Below are 17,861 nucleotides of genomic sequence, written 5' to 3'. Positions count from 1 at the left end.
GCCTCGCACCGGTGAGTCCTGAAAAAGGCCTTAACGGTGGCAGGAAAATTAGTGTGGACGAACGCCGGGGTTTTCAGGAAAAGTCAACGTTTCGCCACCAAATATGCCGGCCATGGCAAAGCTTTTGATCGTCGAGGACGATGAGTCCGTCCGCACCCTCGCAGCCCGCGCGCTCGAACGCGCCGGCCACTCAATCGATATCGCCGCCGATGGCGCGCAGGGGCTTTCGCTGATCCGCGCCGCAAAAGGCGGTTACGATCTCGTCGTCTCCGACATACGCATGCCCGAGATGGACGGCATCGAGATGGCGGTTGCGGCAGCCGCGCTTTTTCCCGCGATGAAGATCATGCTGATGACCGGCTATGCCGACCAGCGCGAGCGCGCCGAGGAATTGAACGGCATCATCCTCGATGTCGTGCAAAAGCCCTTCACGCTGGCCGAGATCCGTTCTCGCGTCGAACGCGCGCTGATCTGCTTCGCCTGATCAGGCTGGATCCCTGGCGACAAGCGCCGGTGCCGGGCTGGCGCGGCGCTCGGTGTTGAGCGCCAGCAGGCCGGCGCCGATGATAAGCGCCGCGCCGATCACCGTTGCTGACCTGGGCACCTCGGCGAAGAACAGGAAACCCCACAGCGGCGACCACAGGATGCCGGTGTATTCGAAGGTGGCGACGCGGTTGGCCGGCGCCAGCCGGTAGCCTTGCGAGAGCAGGATCATGCCGGCCGCGGCGACGAAACCGCAGGCGGCCATCTTGAGGAAATCCGGCAGCGTCGGCCAGATCCATGGTCGCACCAGGAATTCGAGGCTCGGGTGGACAGCGTGGGTTATGCCCGCAATGTGAAACGTGCCGGCGACGACGGCCGCGCCGACGAGATAGGCGCCGTTCTGGTAGAAGGCCATGACAGTGGACGATTCGGTATCGCCGATCTTGCGAGCCATCAGCTGCGAGAAGGCGTAGAGCACGGCCGAGCCCAGCGACAGCAAGGCCGCCCAGTCGAACAGCCCTGCGCCGGGCCGCAGCATCACCAGGACGCCAAACATGCCGATCAGCACGGTTGACAGCGTCTGCCAGGAAACGCGCTCGCCGAGATAGGGGCCGGCCATCGCCATGATGCAGAGCGGCGCCATGAAATAAAGCGCCACGGCGTCGGCCAGCGGCAGGGCGGCGATGGCTAGGTAATAGACCGTGTAGGAGGTGAACTGGATGAAGGCGCGTATCGTCAGGAGGCCGAACCGTTTCGACAGGATTGCCCGCAGCCCGACATCGACGTGAACCAGAACGATCAGGATCGGCAAGGCTATGATCGAGCGGATCGCCATCACCTCGGTCACCGGGTAGCCGCTCGACACGGCTTTGACGAGCGGATCCTGCAGCGAGAAGACCAGCACGCCCAGGCACAGGCTCAGGATGCCGCCCACCATCCTATTCTGCATCCGTTCAGGCTCCCGCGCATCCGATCCGGCGACCCTCACCAGATCAAAAAGAACCCGCCACCGTTTTCGGGTAGCGGGCACGAGTGAGGACTCTTGATTGGTCCGCGGCCGATTTCGCGACTGCATATCCAATGGGTGATGCGATTATCGTTCGGCGTTTGACATGTTGCAAACGAATTGGAATGATGCCAGCGATCAAATCCGCTTATGATGGATGCCATGCGGCCAACCCTCGACAGTGATCTCCTGCGTACCTTTGTCGCCATCGCCGAGGCTGGCAATTTCACGAGGGCCGCCGAGCAGGCCGGCCGCACGCAATCGGCCGTGTCGATGCAGATGAAGAAGCTCGAAGAGCTGGTCGGCGACAGCCTTTTCGAGCGAGGTTCACGCGGCGTCGCACTGACGCGGCGGGGCGGCGAACTCATCGTCAATGCCCGCCGTATCGTTTCGCTGCTCGATGAAACGGCGGCGTCGATGGCGGCGGCGCCGCTCGGTGGGCCGGTGCGCATCGGCATTCCGGAGGAATATGGCCATGCCATCCTGTCTCGCGCGCTCGGCGCATTTTCGAAGCGCCACACCAAGGTCGAGGTCACCGTGCGCTACGCGCATTCGGAGGCGCAGATCGCGGCGCTCGCCGCCGGCGAGCTGGATCTATGCGTGGTGTTCGAATGGCAGGACCCATCCGGCGGCGAAGTGCTGATGCACGATCCGACGGTCTGGGTGACGTCGAACCTGCATCACATGCATGAGGAGCGCCCGGTGCCGATCGCGCTCTACAACCGCGCCGGCTGGTGCAAGGACTTCGCCATCAAATCGCTGGAGCAGCGCGGCCTTGCCTATCGCGTCGCCTATACAAGCGATACCAATGGCGGCCTGAAGCTTGCCGTCACCTCAGGGTTGGCGATCGCGCCTATCTCACGCAGCAACATTCCGACGGACTGCCGAGAGCTGACGTCCGCGGACGGGTTCGGCGACATCGATTCCTCCAATGTGGTGATGCATCGCAACCCGAATGCGTCAGGCGAAGCAATCGACGGCATGCAGGAGGCAATCCGCGAGGCGTTCGTCAACAGGTAGATCGGCTTCATGGAAATGAAGCTGGCCGCTCTCGCCGCTTGCTATTTCAGCTCCAGCAGCCGTTCCAGATAGCTGCGCTCGATGTCGGGGCTGAGCGCATTGCCGAGCCGCTTGCGGATCGCTTCCAGGATCTGGCGCGCGCGCTGCACGTCGATCTCGTCGGGCACTTTCACCGAATCGCCGAAATCGGGACCCTGGCTGGCGCGCGGCCGGCCGAGCGGGTCACGGTCGGCATCCTGCTGGCGGCCGCCTTCCTGGCTGCCGCCCTGGTCGCCCTGCATGGCCTGCATCTGTTTCATCATGTCCTTGGCGCCCTTGCGCAGCGCCTCGAGCGCCCGGCCCTGGTGGCCGACGGCCTCGTCGCCCTGGCCCTCGCCAAGCGCCTGCTCGGCGCTGCCCATGGACTTGCCGGCCTCGCCAAATCCTTCATTGGGCTCCATGCCCATGCCCTCCAGGCCTTTCTTCAGCTGCTCGAGATCGCTCTTCAGCTGGCCCTGGCCTTCCTGCAGCTGCTTCAGCGCATCGGCGAATTCCTGCGGCGTCATCGGCTTTGGCTCGCCATTCTCGCCGGGCTTGCCGTTTTCGCCCGATTGACCTTGCTCATCGTTCTGGCCAAGCTGCTCGTCGCGGTTGCGGCCGCGCTGGCGCTCGCCGCGCTGCATCTGATCCATGCGGAAGGTGTCGTTCATCATCTCCTGCTGGCGCCGCAGGATCTCGCCAAGCTTATCCATCTGCTGACGCATCTGGCTGTCCTGCTCGCCCCCCTGCTGCTGGCGACCGGCCTGGAGGTTGTTCATCATGTCTTGCAACTGAGACAGCAATTGCTGGGCCTTGTCGCGAGCGCCCGACTTCGCCAGATTTTCGATCTGGTCCATCATGCGGTCGATGTCGCTCTGGCGCAGCTCCTGGCCGTTCTGCTGCATCTGCGGCGCGTTCGGGTTCTGCTTGGCGCGTTCGGCGAATTCCTGCAGGAACTGGTTCATCGCCTCGCGAAGTTCCTTCATCGCCTTCTCGATCTCGGCATCGCTGGCGCCATTCTTGATGGCATCCTGCAGGGCCTGCTGGGCCTGGCGCAGCCGCTTTTCGGCCGCCGAGAGGTTGCCCTCCTCGATACCAAGCGCGATCTCCCAGAGGTAGGCAACCTCGCTGCGCAATTGATCGTCGTTCACCGCCAGCTTCAGCCGGCTCATCGCGCTCATGATGGCGAGGTAGTGGGACATGGTATCGAACGTGTCTTCGGGCCGCAGCGTGATGGCCTCCATCAGGTCGAGCACGCGCGGCTTGGCATTGGCGTCGAGCGCAAGCAGGCGGCGCTGTTCGATCAGCGCGCGTGCCAGCGGGTTGGCGAAGGGCCGTTCGGGCATCACGAGCGTCTTGGTTTCGCTTGAGGCGGTGTGGCCGGCGTCGTCGGTGGCGACCAGCGTCAGCTTGATGCTGCTGCCGGCCCAGACATGCTCGGTCAGGTCTTTCGTGGTCTTGGCGGCATTCGACTTGCCGCCGCGGCGCGGCAGTGTCAGCGGCATTTCGGGCGGACCGTAGAGCGGATGCGCACCCGGCGCCTGCGGGTCGGCCAGCGCGAAGGCCGCCTTGGCGGTGGCGGCGCCGTAGTCGTCGTCGATCTGATAGTTGAGCTCGAAGGCGCCGTTGGCGGCGCGCTTGGGCTCGCCGACGAAGCGGATCTGCGGCGGCTTGTCCGCGATCACGGCGAAAGCCCAGCGGCCAAGCTGATCCTCCCCCGATTTCAGCGTCATCGTCCCGTCGCCGGTCAGCTTGCTGGCGAACTGGCGCACCTTCGAGGCGGACGGCACCGCCGGGCTTGCTGCCGGTTTGGCGGCGGCTTGCGGGCTTGCGGGGTCGATGGCGCGCGCATTGCCGTCCTTGTCGGCATAGGCAAGCGTTTCCTCGCCCGAGCCTCCGGTAACGCGCAAGGAGACGTCGCTGCCCTCGGGGACATGAAAGGTCGGCGTCGCCTGGTTGGCGTCGGCCGTCAGGAAGATCGGAGGCTTGCCGGTATAGGCCGGCGGCGTCACCCATGCGTCGATGCGCGGGGGTACGGTGTCGAGCGTGCCATGTGCGCTGAACCCATCGCCCAGCCGGCCGCCGGTCGGCCCAAAGGAGAAGGCAAAGGCAGTGACCAGCAGGAGCGCCGCCACGGCGCGCAACCCCCACGGGTCGCGCTCCGGCACGCGCGTGCGCGGCAGATCGGCGCTGAGATTGTCGAGCTTTCCAGCCATTCGCTTCTGGTGCTCGCGCCAGAGCGCTTGCGAGAAACTGCTTTCCTGGCCGCTGGGCCGGTCGCTCTGCACCTGTACGGGGCTGTGCAGCAGTCTGTTGGCGGCTTCGATGCGGCGATCGATCTCGGCCGCGCCAGGGATGCGGAAAAAGCGCAGCGGATAAAGCGCCGCCAGACCTGCCAGGCAGAACATGGCGGTAAGGCCGATCCGCACCACGTCGGGCAGCCGGGGGAAAATACCGAACCAGGAGACGCTCAGGAACAGGCCGACGACGATAATGAGCGGAAGCAGCAGCGGCCAGCCACGCTCGATCGCCATCGAGNATTCCACTTTTCGCGATCATGCGGCGAGGCGGGCGGGATAGCCCAAGCCTCACGACTCGAAGAATACCAGCAAACACGGCAAAGGCGAGGCAGTTTGAAAGAACGTGAAGCCTGCCGAAATGGTTGCAATCAGAAATTGGCGGGGTCTGCGTTGGCGCCACAGACCAGCACGGCGACCCGTTCGCCCGGTGTCGGCGCGTAACGGCCCGACAGGATCGCGGCGAAGGCGGCGGCACCACCCGGCTCCGAGATGATGCGCACGCGGTTCCAGAGCGCCTTCTGGGCGGCGATGATGTCGTCGTCGCTGACCAGGATGGAGCGTTCGACGAAGGCTTCGGCGATCGGGAACATCATCTCGCCGACGCGCTTCGGCGCCAGCGAATCGGCGGCGATGCCTTCCGCGGGCGCGTCAACCGGATGGCCGGCCTCGAAGGCGCGATGGAGGGTCGGCGCGCCCTCGGGCTCTACGGCGACGATGCGGATGCGGCCGGCATACCAGGCGGCGATCCCCCCGATCAGGCCGCCACCGCCGACGGCGACCAGCAGCGTGTCGATCTCAGGCAGATCGCTTTCGATTTCGAGCCCGAGCGTGCCCTGGCCGATCAGCGTCTCCTCCTGGTTGAAGGCGTGGATCCGCAAGGCGCCGGTTTCCCCCGCGAATCGTTCGCTGGCAGCCAGCGCCTCGGCATAGCGGGCGCCGCCGACAACGAGGTCGGCGCCATAGCCCCGGATGCGGTCCAGCTTGGCCTGCGGGCTCACTTCGGGAACGAAGATGGTCGCTCCGTGGCCAAGCCGCATGGCGGCGTAGGCGACGGCGGCGCCATGATTGCCGCCCGATGCGGCGACGACCCCGGCCTCGGGAACCGGCCGCTCCAACAGGTTGGTGAAAGCGCCGCGGGCTTTGAACGAGCCCGAATGCTGCAGGCATTCGAGCTTGAGGTCGACCGCCAAAGGCGGCAGGTCGAAGTCGGCCATGTCGACGCGCAGAACCGGTGTATGCCTGATATAGGGGCGGATGCGCGGTTCCATCGCGGCGATGCGTGCGCGTGTGACGACGTTGCCCTGCGACATCAAAATCTCCTTGGGATTGACAGCAATTAGTAACTTGGCAAAATCACTAAATGCAAGAGGTTGATATCTTCAAGGCGATCGCCAACGAGCGCAGACTGCAGGTTCTCGACTGGCTCAAGGATCCACGTGCGCATTTCCGGGCACAGGCGGATGGCGATCTGGTCGAGGACGGCGTCTGCGCTCTGCTGATCGCCGAGAAGCTCGGCATCACTCAGGCGACGCTTTCCGAGCATATGCGCGTGCTCATCCAGGCCGGCCTGCTCAGAACCAAGCGCATCAAGCAATGGACCTTCTACCGCCGTGACGAGGACAGGATCGCCGACGCAAGGGCACTCATCCAGAACCGGTTATAGCGTCGCGGCAGGGCGGCTTACGCAAGCCAGTCCGGCACCGAATCCAGCCCGATCAGCTCGTCATAGGTCAGGCGCGGACGCACGACATGGAAACGGTCGCCGTCGACCAGCACCTCCGGCACCAGCAGGCGGGTGTTGTAGGTGCCGGCCTGGACCGCGCCATAGGCGCCGGCGGTGGAAACGGCGACGAGGTCGCCCGCCATCATCCGGGGCAGGTCGCGGTCGAGGCCGAGATAATCGCCGGTCTCGCAGACTTGGCCGACCACATCGACCATCATGCGCGGCGCGTCGGCCGGCGGCTGCACGACCGGCTTGATCTCATGGAAGGCATCGTAGAGCGTCGGCCGGATCAAGTCATTCATGGCCGCGTCGACTACGAGGAAATTCTTGGCGTCGCCTTCCTTCACGAAAATCACTTCCGACACCAGGATGCCGGCATTGCCAACGATCAGCCGGCCCGGCTCGAACATGACCTTCAGACCCAATTTGGTGACGTGCTTGCGGACGATCTGGGCATAGGCGTCGGGCAAGGGGGGCGGGTTGTTGTCGACGCGGTAGGGAATGCCGAGGCCGCCGCCGAGGTCGACATGCTCGATGGCGTGGCCGTCGCCGCGCAGCGCACCGACTAGGTCGACCAGCAGGGCGAAGGCGTCGTCGAAGGGCTGCAACTCGGTGATCTGGCTGCCGATATGGGTATCGATGCCGGTGATCCGGATGCCCGGAAGCGTTGCCGCGCGGGCGTAGACCTGGCGCGCCCGCTGCCAGGGAATGCCGAACTTGTTCTCGGCCTTGCCGGTTGAGATCTTCTTGTGGGTCTTGGCGTCGACGTCGGGATTGATGCGCAGCGAGATCGGCGCCACCTTGCCGAGCGCCACGGCACGTGCCGACAACAGCTCGAGTTCCGGCTCGGATTCGACGTTGAAGCAGAGAATGCCGGCTTCGAGCGCAAAGTCCATTTCGCGCGCGGTCTTGCCGACGCCGGAGAACAGGATCTTGCCGGCCGGTACGCCGGCGGCCAGAGCCCGGCGCAATTCGCCTTCCGAGACCACGTCGGCACCGGCGCCGAGCTTGGCCAAGGTCCGCAGCACCGCCTGGTTGGAATTGGCCTTCATGGCGTAGCAGACCAGCGTATCGAGCCCGGCAAAGGCCTGGACGAAGACACGGTAGTGCCTGGTCAGGGTCGCCGTCGAATAGCAGTAGAACGGCGTGCCGACCTGTGCGGCGATATCAGGGATCGCCACGTCCTCGGCATGCAGCACGCCGTCGCGGTAGTCGAAATGGTTCACGAGAGTGGTTCCGGAAGTTGAGGCACGATGCGATCGGGTTTGGAAAGACCAATCCCGCCTTCATCGAAGCTAGATCAGCGGGTCGAGAATGAACTTCTTGTCCACGACCGGTTTTTCCGGTTCCGGCGGCACGGGCTGGTGGGCCTTCTCGGCATCCTTGCGTGCCTGGACAGCCGCCTCGTAGGGCGTGTCGAGGCCCGCCTTGCGGCCGCAGGCGGTCACGAAGGCAAGCGCCGCAAGCAGCGTCAGCGTCACCAAAATCCTGCTTCCGGTCATCGATCCATCCGTCCGAAACTCTCTGTCCGCCGCTGCTTTTAGCCGAGTTCTGGTTGCATTGCACCCCGGATATTGCTGATCGCGATATCGGGGTTACGCTTTGGCGAGACGCTTTTTCCAATAGCGGATTTGCTTTCTCACTTCCGACGGTGCGGTGCCGCCGAAGCTGGTGCGGCTCTTGACCGAGCGCTGCACCGCCAGCACCGAGAATATGTCGGAAGTGATGCCCGGGTTGATCGATCGCAGATCCTCCAGCGATAGCTTTTCCAGACTAACCTTCTTGTCTTCGGCCAGCGCCACCGCGCGGCCGGTGACATGATGGGCCTCGCGGAACGGGATGCCCAAAGTGCGCACCAGCCAGTCGGCGAGATCGGTGGCGGTGGCATGGCCGGAGCCGGCGGCCTTCTTCATCGCGGCGGCATTGACCGTCATGTCCGCAACCATGCCGGTCATCGCGGCCAGCATCAGGTCGAGCGTCTCGGCCGCGTCGAACACCGATTCCTTGTCTTCCTGCATGTCCTTGCCGTAGGTCAAAGGCATGCCCTTCATCACCGTTAGCAGGCCGACCAGATGGCCGTTGACGCGGCCTGTCTTGCCGCGAACCAGTTCGGCGGCGTCGGGGTTCTTCTTCTGCGGCATGATCGAGGAGCCGGTGGAAAAACTATCCGACAGCCTGATGAAGCCGAATTGCGGCGTCGACCAGATGATGATCTCCTCGGCCAGCCGCGACAGATGGGTGGCGCAGATCGCCGCCATGGCAAGGAACTCCAGCGCGAAATCGCGGTCCGAGACGCTGTCCAGCGAATTGCGCATCGGCTCGCGGAAACCGAGCGCGCTCGCGGTCTGGTGGCGGTCGATCGGGAAGCTGGTGCCGGCAAGGGCGGCGGCACCGAGCGGGCTCTCGTCCATCCGTTCGATCGCGTCGCGCACGCGCGACAGGTCGCGCGAAAACATCTCGACATAGGCCATGCAATGATGGCCGAAAGTGACCGGCTGCGCCGCCTGCATGTGGGTGAAACCCGGCATGACGGTCGCCGCATGTTCCTCGGCTCGCGCCAGGAGGGCCATGATCAAGCCTTTCAACGCCTCGGCGACACGAAAGCATTCGTCCTTGACCCAGAGCCTCAGATCGACGGCCACCTGGTCGTTGCGCGAACGGGCGGTGTGCAGGCGGCCGGCCGCCGGACCGATCAGATCGGCAAGGCGGGCCTCGACATTCATGTGGATGTCTTCCAGCCGCGCCGAAAACTCGAAGCTGCCGGCTTCGATCTCTTTCAGGATCGTGTTCAGACCGTGAGCGATTTTTTCTTGATCGGCCGCCGAAATAATGCCCGTTTGCGCCAGCATCTCGCTATGGGCGATCGAGCCTCTTATGTCCTGCGCGTAGAGTTTGCGGTCGAACGAGATCGACGCGTTGATCGCTTCCATGATCGCGGCCGGACCCGAGGCAAATCGTCCGCCCCACATCTGGTTGCTGGTCTTCTTGTCGCTCATGGCTATAACCCGTGCTTCGGAGCAGTTTTGAGAAAATGGCAGACGGAAACAGATTTTTCCCGGCCCCGCGCCTGATCCTCGCCGCCCTGGTGGCGGGAGCGCTGGCCGGCGCGGTCGCGGTATATGTCAGCGAGAGCCGGTCTGGCAACAACGCCGCGCCCCAAGCAGCCGCCGGCGACAGCAAGGACGATGTCGCCTGCGCCGCCAAGAGCGATCGCGCCAAGAAGGTCGCGGCCGCGGCCACCGGCGAGGTCGCGGCACTTTTGCCGGCCGATCCGCCGCAGTCAATGAGGAGCCTCGCCTTCAACGGTCCGGACGGCAAGCCGATGACGATCGCCGATCATGCCGGCAAGACGGTGCTGCTCAATCTCTGGGCCACGTGGTGCGCGCCCTGCCGTGCCGAAATGCCGGCGCTCGATGCGCTGCAGAAGGAGAAAGGCAGCGCCGCCTTTCAGGTCGTCGCCGTCAACGTCGATGCCGGCGACGACGTGAAACCGAAGAAGTTTCTCGCCGATACCGGTGTGCACACGCTCGGCTACTACCGCGATTCGACGATGACGCTGTTCAACGACCTCAAGACGCGCGGTCTGGCGCTCGGCCTGCCCGTCACCATGCTGATCGACGGCGAAGGCTGCCTGATCGCCCACATGAACGGTCCGGCCGAATGGGCCGGGCCCGATGCAAAGCGGCTGGTCGAGACGGCGCTCGGGTCGTGAGCCGGAGCAACTCCAGGAAAAGTGTGTAACGGTTTTCCGTCCGGAATTGCGTAAAAACAAAGAGCTCTAGGCCGAGCGTACGCTCGGTTTGAGCAATACGAGGCTGCCATCCTGGCGGTCGGCGCCTCGCGCCCGAACACGCTTGCCGTGGCCGGTCAGGTCCCCGAACGCCTCGATCGGCGCCGGCTTGCCGAGATAATAGCCCTGGCCGATCTCACAGGCCTCGGCGTCGAGGAACTTCAACTCGCCGAGCGTCTCGACGCCCTCCGCCAGCACCGGCAGGCCCAGGCCGCGCCCCAGCCCGAGCACGGCGCGCACGATCGCCGCAACCTGGCCGTTGGTGTCGACGGACTTGATGAAGGAACCGTCGATCTTGATCTTGTCGAAAGGGAAGGCGCGAAGGTTGGAGAGGGAGGAATAGCCGGTTCCGAAATCATCCATGGCCACGCGCACGCCAAGCGCCTTGACCTGTCGCAAACTCGCCAGCGCGCGCGGCATGTCCTTCACCAGCGCCGTCTCGGTGATTTCGAGTTCCAGCCTGGCCGCCTCGAGACCGGACTTGAGCAAGGTCTCGTGCACCTTTCGGCTGAAGTTCGGATTATGCAACTGCACCGCGGAGACGTTGACGGCCACCGTCAGGGGATTTTCCCAACTGGCGGCCTCCTGGCACGCTGCCGTCAGCACCCAATCTCCGATCTGGCCGATGGCGCCGCTGTCCTCCGCCAGGGGAATGAATATGGACGGGGGAACATCGCCGCGTTCGGGATGCCGCCAACGGATCAAGGCTTCGAAGCCGACCATCCTGCCGCTGCTGATCTCTTTCTGCGGCTGGTAGACGAGATAGAATTCGTCGCGCGCGACTGCCTGGCGCAGTTCGTGCTCCATGACGCGCTTGTCGCGAGCCTCGGCGCCCATCGACGCCTCGAAATAGCGATAGGTGTCCCTGCCTTCGGTCTTGGCGCGATAGAGCGCGGTATCCGCATGACTGATGAGGCTGGCTTGGTCTTCCGCGTCCAGCGGATAGAGCGCGATGCCGATGCTCCCCGATACCAGCCCGCCACCCGCCGAGAGCCGGNCAGACGTGTGCTCTTCCGATCTTCCGGCTCGCCGCCTGCGGGTCCGGCAGGTTGGGGGCGATGATGGCGAATTCGTCGCCTCCAAGGCGCGCCAGCATCTGTCCGTGGCGAAGAACGCCGGAGACGCAATTCGCCACCTTCTGAAGCATCGCGTCGCCGGCGCCATGCCCATAAAGATCGTTCACTTCCTTGAACCGATCGAGATCGAGCAGCAGAAGCGCAAGATGTCCGCCCCTCGCGCCCTTGCCGGGTTTTGCGTCTCGGCTCGTGGTGGCGATTTCGGTATCAAGCCGGCTGGAAAAGCTACGGCGGTTGGCGAGCCCTGTCAGCGGATCGAAATGAGCGAGGCGAAGGATTTCCTGCTCCGCCTTCTTGCGTTCGCGAATGTCGCGGACGGCGACGACATTGTGGGGCTTGCCGCAATAGTCGATGCTTCTGGCGATCAGTTCGACAGGGATTCTCATGCCGTCGCGATTGCTCAGTTCCGCCTCCCACGGCTGTCCCTGGAAGTTGATCAGGTCGGATGCGGTGCGCTCATCAAAGAGGTCGCCAAGTTCCCTTCCGTTCAGTGTCGTTGCGACCATGCCGGTCAGCCTGGCCATGCTGTCGTTGACACTGACGATGCGATTGCCGTCGCAAACGATCAGGCCTTCCACCGCGGCGTTGGCCAAGCCGTGCATGCGGTCGACCTCAAGCTTTTGGCGGCGGAAGCGCAGGTCGATCCACAGCGCGGAGGCCGAAAGCACCAGGATCACCAGAGTGGCCGCAGCGGCGGCGAAGGCCTGCGAGGTCGGTGCGACGGTGTGTTCGGATATGGCTATCGAGGAATCCGGGAAGATCGAGACGGCAGCCATGGCTATGAAGTGCAGGCCGCAGATTGCCAGCGTCAGCAAGACCGCACCGGCAAGTGTCGCAGGCATTGACGAGCCACGCAGGACGACGCGCAAAGCCAGCGCCGCGAGCGTCACGCCGACCAGCAAGGAGACGGCGACGAGGAGCAGGTTCCATTCGATCCGGCCCTCGACCTCGAATGCCGCCATGCCGATGTAGTGCATGGCCGCGATACCGCCGCCCAGAACGGCACCGCCGACCAGATGATAATCAAGCTCGTCGCGCAAGGTGGCGACCCACATGCCAACCGCCGTCACCGCCACCGCACCAGCGAGCGAGAGTACTGAAAGTCCGGGATCATAGGCGTTGGGTATTCCCGGCGTGAAGGCAAGCATGGCGATGAAGTGCGTGGCCCAAATGCCGAAGCCGGTCGAGGTGGAGGCGATCGTCAGCCAGGCAAGCCGATTTCGATCCGTCGAGCGGCCTATGTGATGAAGAAGATTGACGGCTGAAAAACAGGAAATTCCACAAATCAGCGCTGCCAGAGCAACCAGCCTCAGATCGTGCTGGTTCACGATGCAATTATAGATCGTCAGCATCTTATTCCCCCTAGCCCGCAGGAAATAAAGAAAGAAACATGACTGATTAATGCTTGGCTGTTGAAGGATCGATAAAGCCGCCTGCAACCACAGCGTGCCTTTGCGGCGCAAGCTGACCGCAAGAGCACAGACCAGGTCAGCCGCATCGATTGAAGGCAACGGCTATTTCAGGCGGCGTCGGCGAGGCATTGAAGGTGGTGGCCTGGAACGTCGAGCGGCTTCGTCATGTCGATGCCATTGCACGAACGCTTCACCAGCATTTCATCATCCCTTTGCCGGATAACAATGACGGTCTTTACGTCTTTGGCAGGCGCCCTAGCTACCTAGGGCGCCGGTGTGACGTTTTCATGCCGCTGTCGCCGCCGAAGGGGAGAAAAGACCAGCTGTGTTCAGGCCCGCAAGGGCCACAACAGACTGTCACATACCTTCTCTAAGAGAGCGGGCAAGGACTTGCGCAAGACCCTTGTCAACAGTCATTCAAGAGGGAAGAAATCATGACGATCATCGAGCGGGGCTTTGCTGCCCTTGCCGCAGGCGTGCTGAGCACCGCGCTGGCGATGCCTGCCTTCGCGGAACCGGCAAAATTCGATTTCTGGTTCGGCCTTTCGGGCGATCTCGCACGTGTCGTGGACACGCTATGCAAGAATTTCAACGCCTCGCAGAAGGACTATGAAGTCGTCTGCACCAGCCAGGGCAACTACGACGCCACCTTGCAGAACACCATTGCCGCCTTCCGCGCCGGCAAGCAGCCCGCCGTCGTTCAGGTCTATGACGTCGGCACCGCCACCATGATGCTGTCGGGTGCCTACAAGCCCGCCGACAAGCTCATGGAAGAAAACGGCTACAAGATTGACTACGCCGATTATTTCCCCGGCATCGCCCGCTATTACGCCACGTCGAAAGGCGAGATGCTGTCCTTCCCGTTCAATTCGTCGACCCCGCTGATGTACTGGAACAAGGACGCCTTCGCCAAGATCGGCAAGAGCGAGGCGCCGAAGACCTGGGAAGACGTCGGCGCCGATCTCAAGGCGTTGAAGGACGCCGGCTATGAATGCCCGATGGCGATCAACATCTCGGCCAATGAAAGCTGGCAGCTCATGGAGCAGTTCTCGGCGCTGCACAACCAACCGATCGCCACGAAGAACAATGGCTATGACGGCCTCGACGCCCGTCTCGAAGTCAACAAGACCAAATTCGTGCAGTACGTCACCGACCTCAAGAAATGGTATGACGCCGGCCTGATCAAGATCAAGTCGAAGGATCTCGGCCAGGATATGGTCCAGGCCTTTGCCACCGGTACCTGCCAGGTCATCCTGACCTCGGTCGGCGATCACGGTACGGTTGGCCGTACGCAGAAGGAAGGCATGAACTGGGACGTTGCCGAACTGCCCGTCTATGCCGGCACCGAGCGCAAGAACTCGCTCGTCGGCGGCGCATCGCTGTGGGTTCTCTCCGGCAAGTCGGATGCTGAATACAAGGGCGCGGCCGCGTTCCTCAACTTCATCCACGATCCGAAGACCGCCCTGTTCTGGTCGACCAACACCGGTTACATCCCGGTGACCAAGTCGGGCTTCGACTACATGAAGGGCCAGGGCTTTTACGACAAGGCGCCTTACAAGGGGCGCGAAGTCGCGATCGCCAGCCTGACCGCCTCCGAGCCGACCGAAATCACCCGCGGCATCCGCCTGGGCAATTTCACCCAGATCCGCGCCGAGTTCGGCACCCAGATGCAGGCGATCTTCGCCAACAAGGTCAGCGTGCAGGAAGGCCTCGACACGCTGGTCAAGAACGGCGACGCCATCCTCGACCGCTTCCAGCAGACCTATCCGGGAAAAACCCTGCCCTGATCCAGGGAAATTCCGGGCCGCCGGCCGACCCGTTTGAGCATGATCCCGAAAACCGTCTCCACTTTCGGGATCATGCTTGGGTCGACGGGCGGCTATTTCGTTATTAATCTTTCGCTTGCTTTAAGCTGACCACCCTGCGGCAACGGCGGACCGATGGAAAAACGCGTCACTTTCGGCAGTTGGACAGTCGGCATTCTTTTCGCGGTGCCGCAACTTGTCCTGATCTTCACCTTCTTCTACTGGCCTGCCGGCCAGGCCGTATACTGGTCGCTGACGCTGCAGCAGCCCTGGGGCGGCGGCAACATCTGGGTCGGTCTCGACAATTTCCGCTCGATCCTAGCCAACGCCGATTACTGGAACTCGATCACTGCCAGTCTTGTCTTTGCTGGCATCAGCACCGGGCTTGCGATGTTCGTCGCGCTCGTGCTCGCCGCGCTCACCGACCGCCAGCTAGCCGGCTCGCGTCTCTATCGCGTGGTGCTGATCTGGCCCTACGGTATCGCCGCACCCGCGCTGGCGATGGCGTTCCGCTTCATCCTGGCCCCCGAAGCCGGCTTCATGGCCGTCGTCAACCAGGTCTGGCCCGGCTTCTGGGATCCCGGCCTCGACGGCGCAGACGCCATGGCTTCGATTATCGTCGCCTTCTCCTGGAAATATGTCGGCTATAACTTCATTTTCTTCCTTGCCGCGTTCCAGGCCATCCCGCGTTCCCTGATCGAAGCCGCCGCGATGGACGGCTCTGGTGTCATGAGGCGCTTCTGGGATATCCAGTTTCCGCTGATCACGCCGACCATCTTCTTCCTGCTTGTCATCAACATCACGGAAAGCTTCCAGGATTCCTTCGGCATCGTCGATATCATGACGTCCGGTGGGCCGGCGAATGCCACCAATCTGATGGTCTACAAGATCTATTCCGACGGCTTCAAAGGCCTCGATTACTCCGGTGCCGCCGCGCAGAGCATCATCCTGATGTTGCTGATCATCGTGCTGACCATTTTCCAGTTCCGCTTCATCGAGCGGCGCGTCCACTACAGGTGAGACTGATATGGTCGAGCGCACCCCGTTCCTCAACTTCTTCACCCATGTGATTCTGTTTGCCGGCTTTGTACTTTGCATCGCGCCGTTCGTGGTTGTGGCCGTGGCCGCGTCGCACAACCTCAAGGATGTCAACGACGTGCCGATGTCGCTGCTGCCGGGCAGCGATTTCTGGACTAACATCAAGACGGCGTGGACGACGGCCGACCTTGGTCCCAAGCTGCTCAACAGTTTCATCATGGCTGCCGGCGTCGCGGCCGGCAAAGTAATCATCTCGGCGCTGACCGCCTTCTCGATCGTCTATTTCCGCTATCCCGGCCGCACCTTCATCTTTTGGCTGATCTTCGTCACGTTGATGCTGCCGCTGGAAGTGCGCATCGTGCCGACCTATGCGGTGGTCGCCAATGTGCTGTCGCCCTACCAGACCATCCTCGACATTACCGGGCTGAGCTGGCTGATCGAGAAGATCTCGGGCGTGCAGGTTTCGCTCAGCCTAGGCCTGCTCAATTCCTATACCGGGCTGATCCTGCCGCTGATCGCCACTGCCACCGGCACCTTCCTCTACCGGCAGTTCTTCCTGACCGTACCGGACGAACTGACCGAGGCGGCGCGCATGGACGGTGCCGGCGCGCTGCGCTTCTTCATCGATATCTTGCTGCCGTTGTCGCGCAACAACATGGCCGCACTCGGCACCATCATGTTCCTGTGGGCGTGGAACCAGTATCTGTGGCCGCTGCTCATCACCACCGACCAGTCGCACGCGACCGCCGTCACCGAGCTCAAGCAACTTATCCCCAATGTCGGCGGCATTCCGGAATGGAACATCGCCATGGCCGGAACGCTTATCGTCATGCTGCCGCCGCTGATCGTGGTGGTGCTCATGCAGCGCTGGTTCGTGCGCGGCCTGATCGCCACCGAGAAGTAACAAGGAGACAAAAGATGGCCTCCATCGCAATACGCGGCGTCAAGAAGAACTATGCCAAGACGCAGGTCGTGCACGGCGTCGATCTCGACTTCGCCTCGGGCGAATTCGTCGTCATCCTCGGGCCGTCCGGATGCGGCAAGTCCACGCTGCTCAGGATGATCGCCGGGCTGGAAGAGATTTCCGACGGCACAATCGCCATCGACGGCACGGTGGTCAACAAGCTCGAGCCGCGCGAGCGCGGCTGCGCCATGGTGTTCCAGAATTACGCGCTTTATCCGCATATGAGCGTGGCCCAGAACATCGGCTATTCGCTGAAAGTCGCCGGCGTTCCCTCGGCCGAACGCAACCAGCGCATCCGGGCGGTGGCCCGCACGCTCGAACTCGAGCAACTGCTCGACCGCAAGCCGATGGCGCTTTCGGGTGGCCAGAGGCAACGCGTCGCCATGGGCCGCGCCATGATCCGCGAGCCGAAGGTGTTCCTGTTCGACGAGCCGCTGTCCAATCTCGACGCCAAGCTGCGCGTGCAGATGCGCACCGAGATCAAGGAACTGCACCAGCGGCTGAAGACCACCNGAGCCGAAGGTGTTCCTGTTCGACGAGCCGCTGTCCAATCTCGACGCCAAGCTGCGCGTGCAGATGCGCTCGGAGATCCGCAAGCTGCATCGCCGGCTGAATGCCACCTCCGTCTTCGTCACCCACGACCAGGTCGAGGCCATGACCTTGGCCGACCGACTGGTGGTGATGAATGGGGGACGGGTCGAACAGGTCGGCACGCCAGGTGAAATCTACACCCGCCCAGCCAGCCGCTTCGTCGCCACCTTCGTCGGCGCGCCGGCCATGAACATCCTCGGAGGCACCGTCGAACTCGACGGATTGTCGCTGCTCGGCGGCAGCCGGCGCCTGGCGATGGCTCGCGCTGGCCTGCCGGTCGGCACGAAAGTGGCGATGGGCATCCGGCCGGAAGCGGTCCGGCTGGTGGCACCAGGCACGGCTGGCGCGCTCGATGCCACGGTCGACCTGGTGGAGGAATTGGGCGCGGGGCGGGTGATCTATGTCGACCTCGACGGCGCGCCGTTCTCGGTGATGACCTCGGAGGCCGTTCACCCCGAGCCCGGCAGCACTGTCGGCCTGAAGATCTCGCCGGACGACATGCACTTCTTCTCGTCGGAGACAGGCACCCGTCTCGATGTCTTCAAGGCTTCGGTGCCAGAGCCAGCGCTTTGATTTCCAGCACGCGCACAGCCATAGAGACGTACATGAAAGTCATCCAGGTCACCGACGTGCAT

General features: G+C 63.2%; 13 protein-coding genes and 3 pseudogenes. 9 read left to right on the top strand and 7 right to left on the bottom strand.

Going from position 1 to position 17,861, the window contains the following annotated elements; translation table 11 throughout:
• Positions 1 to 112: 112 nt before the first annotated feature.
• The gene (locus X742_RS162815; RefSeq protein ID WP_023770789.1) at positions 113 to 484 is read left to right on the top strand and encodes a response regulator; all 372 of its coding nucleotides are present in this window, start codon (positions 113 to 115) and stop codon (positions 482 to 484) included.
• On the opposite strand, the gene X742_RS162820 is transcribed toward X742_RS162815, so the two are convergent.
• Positions 485 to 1,432: a DMT family transporter gene (locus tag X742_RS162820; RefSeq protein WP_023770788.1), complete on the bottom strand. Its 948-nt coding sequence runs from the start codon at positions 1,430 to 1,432 to the stop codon at positions 485 to 487.
• Positions 1,433 to 1,651: 219 nt separating this feature from the next.
• Between X742_RS162820 and X742_RS162825 the strand changes: the two genes are divergently transcribed.
• Positions 1,652 to 2,509 carry a LysR substrate-binding domain-containing protein gene (locus X742_RS162825; protein WP_023770787.1) on the top strand — a complete coding sequence of 286 codons (858 nt, stop codon included), beginning with the start codon at positions 1,652 to 1,654 and terminating at the stop codon, positions 2,507 to 2,509.
• A 41-nt stretch (positions 2,510 to 2,550) separates the two neighbouring features.
• On the opposite strand, the gene X742_RS162830 is transcribed toward X742_RS162825, so the two are convergent.
• Together X742_RS162830 and X742_RS162835 are read right to left on the bottom strand one after the other, a co-directional pair.
• On the bottom strand, positions 2,551 to 5,061 hold the full coding sequence (locus X742_RS162830; RefSeq protein WP_023770786.1) for a TIGR02302 family protein: 2,511 nt from the start codon (positions 5,059 to 5,061) through the stop codon (positions 2,551 to 2,553).
• A 134-nt stretch (positions 5,062 to 5,195) separates the two neighbouring features.
• Positions 5,196 to 6,137, bottom strand: a complete 942-nt coding sequence (locus X742_RS162835; protein WP_023770785.1) for a threonine/serine dehydratase — start codon at positions 6,135 to 6,137, stop codon at positions 5,196 to 5,198.
• 50 nt (positions 6,138 to 6,187) lie between these two features.
• Here X742_RS162835 and X742_RS162840 point away from each other — a divergent pair, with 50 nt between their 5' ends.
• On the top strand, positions 6,188 to 6,490 hold the full coding sequence (locus X742_RS162840; RefSeq protein ID WP_023770784.1) for a metalloregulator ArsR/SmtB family transcription factor: 303 nt from the start codon (positions 6,188 to 6,190) through the stop codon (positions 6,488 to 6,490).
• A 17-nt stretch (positions 6,491 to 6,507) separates the two neighbouring features.
• Here X742_RS162840 and lysA read toward each other — a convergent pair whose 3' ends face one another.
• The 3 genes from lysA to argH all read right to left on the bottom strand — a co-directional run bounded on the left by lysA (position 6,508) and on the right by argH (position 9,546).
• The gene (gene lysA, locus X742_RS162845) at positions 6,508 to 7,776 is read right to left on the bottom strand and encodes a diaminopimelate decarboxylase (protein WP_023770783.1); all 1,269 of its coding nucleotides are present in this window, start codon (positions 7,774 to 7,776) and stop codon (positions 6,508 to 6,510) included.
• A 69-nt stretch (positions 7,777 to 7,845) separates the two neighbouring features.
• Positions 7,846 to 8,052, bottom strand: a complete 207-nt coding sequence (locus tag X742_RS162850) for a lipoprotein (RefSeq protein ID WP_023770782.1) — start codon at positions 8,050 to 8,052, stop codon at positions 7,846 to 7,848.
• A 93-nt stretch (positions 8,053 to 8,145) separates the two neighbouring features.
• On the bottom strand, positions 8,146 to 9,546 hold the full coding sequence (argH, locus tag X742_RS162855; RefSeq protein WP_023770781.1) for an argininosuccinate lyase: 1,401 nt from the start codon (positions 9,544 to 9,546) through the stop codon (positions 8,146 to 8,148).
• A 35-nt stretch (positions 9,547 to 9,581) separates the two neighbouring features.
• Here argH and X742_RS162860 point away from each other — a divergent pair, with 35 nt between their 5' ends.
• Positions 9,582 to 10,262 carry a TlpA disulfide reductase family protein gene (locus X742_RS162860; protein ID WP_023770780.1) on the top strand — a complete coding sequence of 227 codons (681 nt, stop codon included), beginning with the start codon at positions 9,582 to 9,584 and terminating at the stop codon, positions 10,260 to 10,262.
• Between the two features lie 66 nt (positions 10,263 to 10,328).
• On the opposite strand, the pseudogene X742_RS01000000169735 reads toward X742_RS162860, so the two are convergent.
• Positions 10,329 to 12,768, bottom strand: a pseudogene (locus X742_RS01000000169735) (EAL domain-containing protein).
• Positions 12,769 to 13,262: 494 nt separating this feature from the next.
• Between X742_RS01000000169735 and X742_RS162865 the strand changes: the two are divergent.
• From X742_RS162865 to X742_RS1000000176695, 5 genes and pseudogenes are all read left to right on the top strand, one after another.
• A complete protein-coding gene (locus tag X742_RS162865) occupies positions 13,263 to 14,615 on the top strand; it encodes an extracellular solute-binding protein (protein WP_023770778.1) in 1,353 nt (450 codons plus the stop codon).
• Positions 14,616 to 14,768: 153 nt separating this feature from the next.
• A complete protein-coding gene (locus tag X742_RS162870) occupies positions 14,769 to 15,653 on the top strand; it encodes a sugar ABC transporter permease (protein ID WP_023770777.1) in 885 nt (294 codons plus the stop codon).
• Between the two features lie 7 nt (positions 15,654 to 15,660).
• Positions 15,661 to 16,575 (top strand): ABC transporter permease subunit, encoded by a 915-nt coding sequence (locus X742_RS162875; protein WP_023770776.1) that lies wholly within the window; start codon positions 15,661 to 15,663, stop codon positions 16,573 to 16,575.
• 14 nt (positions 16,576 to 16,589) lie between these two features.
• Positions 16,590 to 17,138: pseudogene (locus X742_RS1000000176700) on the top strand (ATP-binding cassette domain-containing protein); the annotation flags it as partial.
• Between the two features lie 10 nt (positions 17,139 to 17,148).
• Positions 17,149 to 17,799 (top strand): annotated as a pseudogene (locus X742_RS1000000176695) (TOBE domain-containing protein); the annotation flags it as partial.
• Positions 17,800 to 17,861 lie beyond the last annotated feature (62 nt).

Source organism: Mesorhizobium sp. LNHC229A00 (assembly GCF_000502415.1).
Classification (GTDB): domain Bacteria; phylum Pseudomonadota; class Alphaproteobacteria; order Rhizobiales; family Rhizobiaceae; genus Mesorhizobium.
This window is presented reverse-complemented; position numbering and strand designations above follow the sequence as displayed.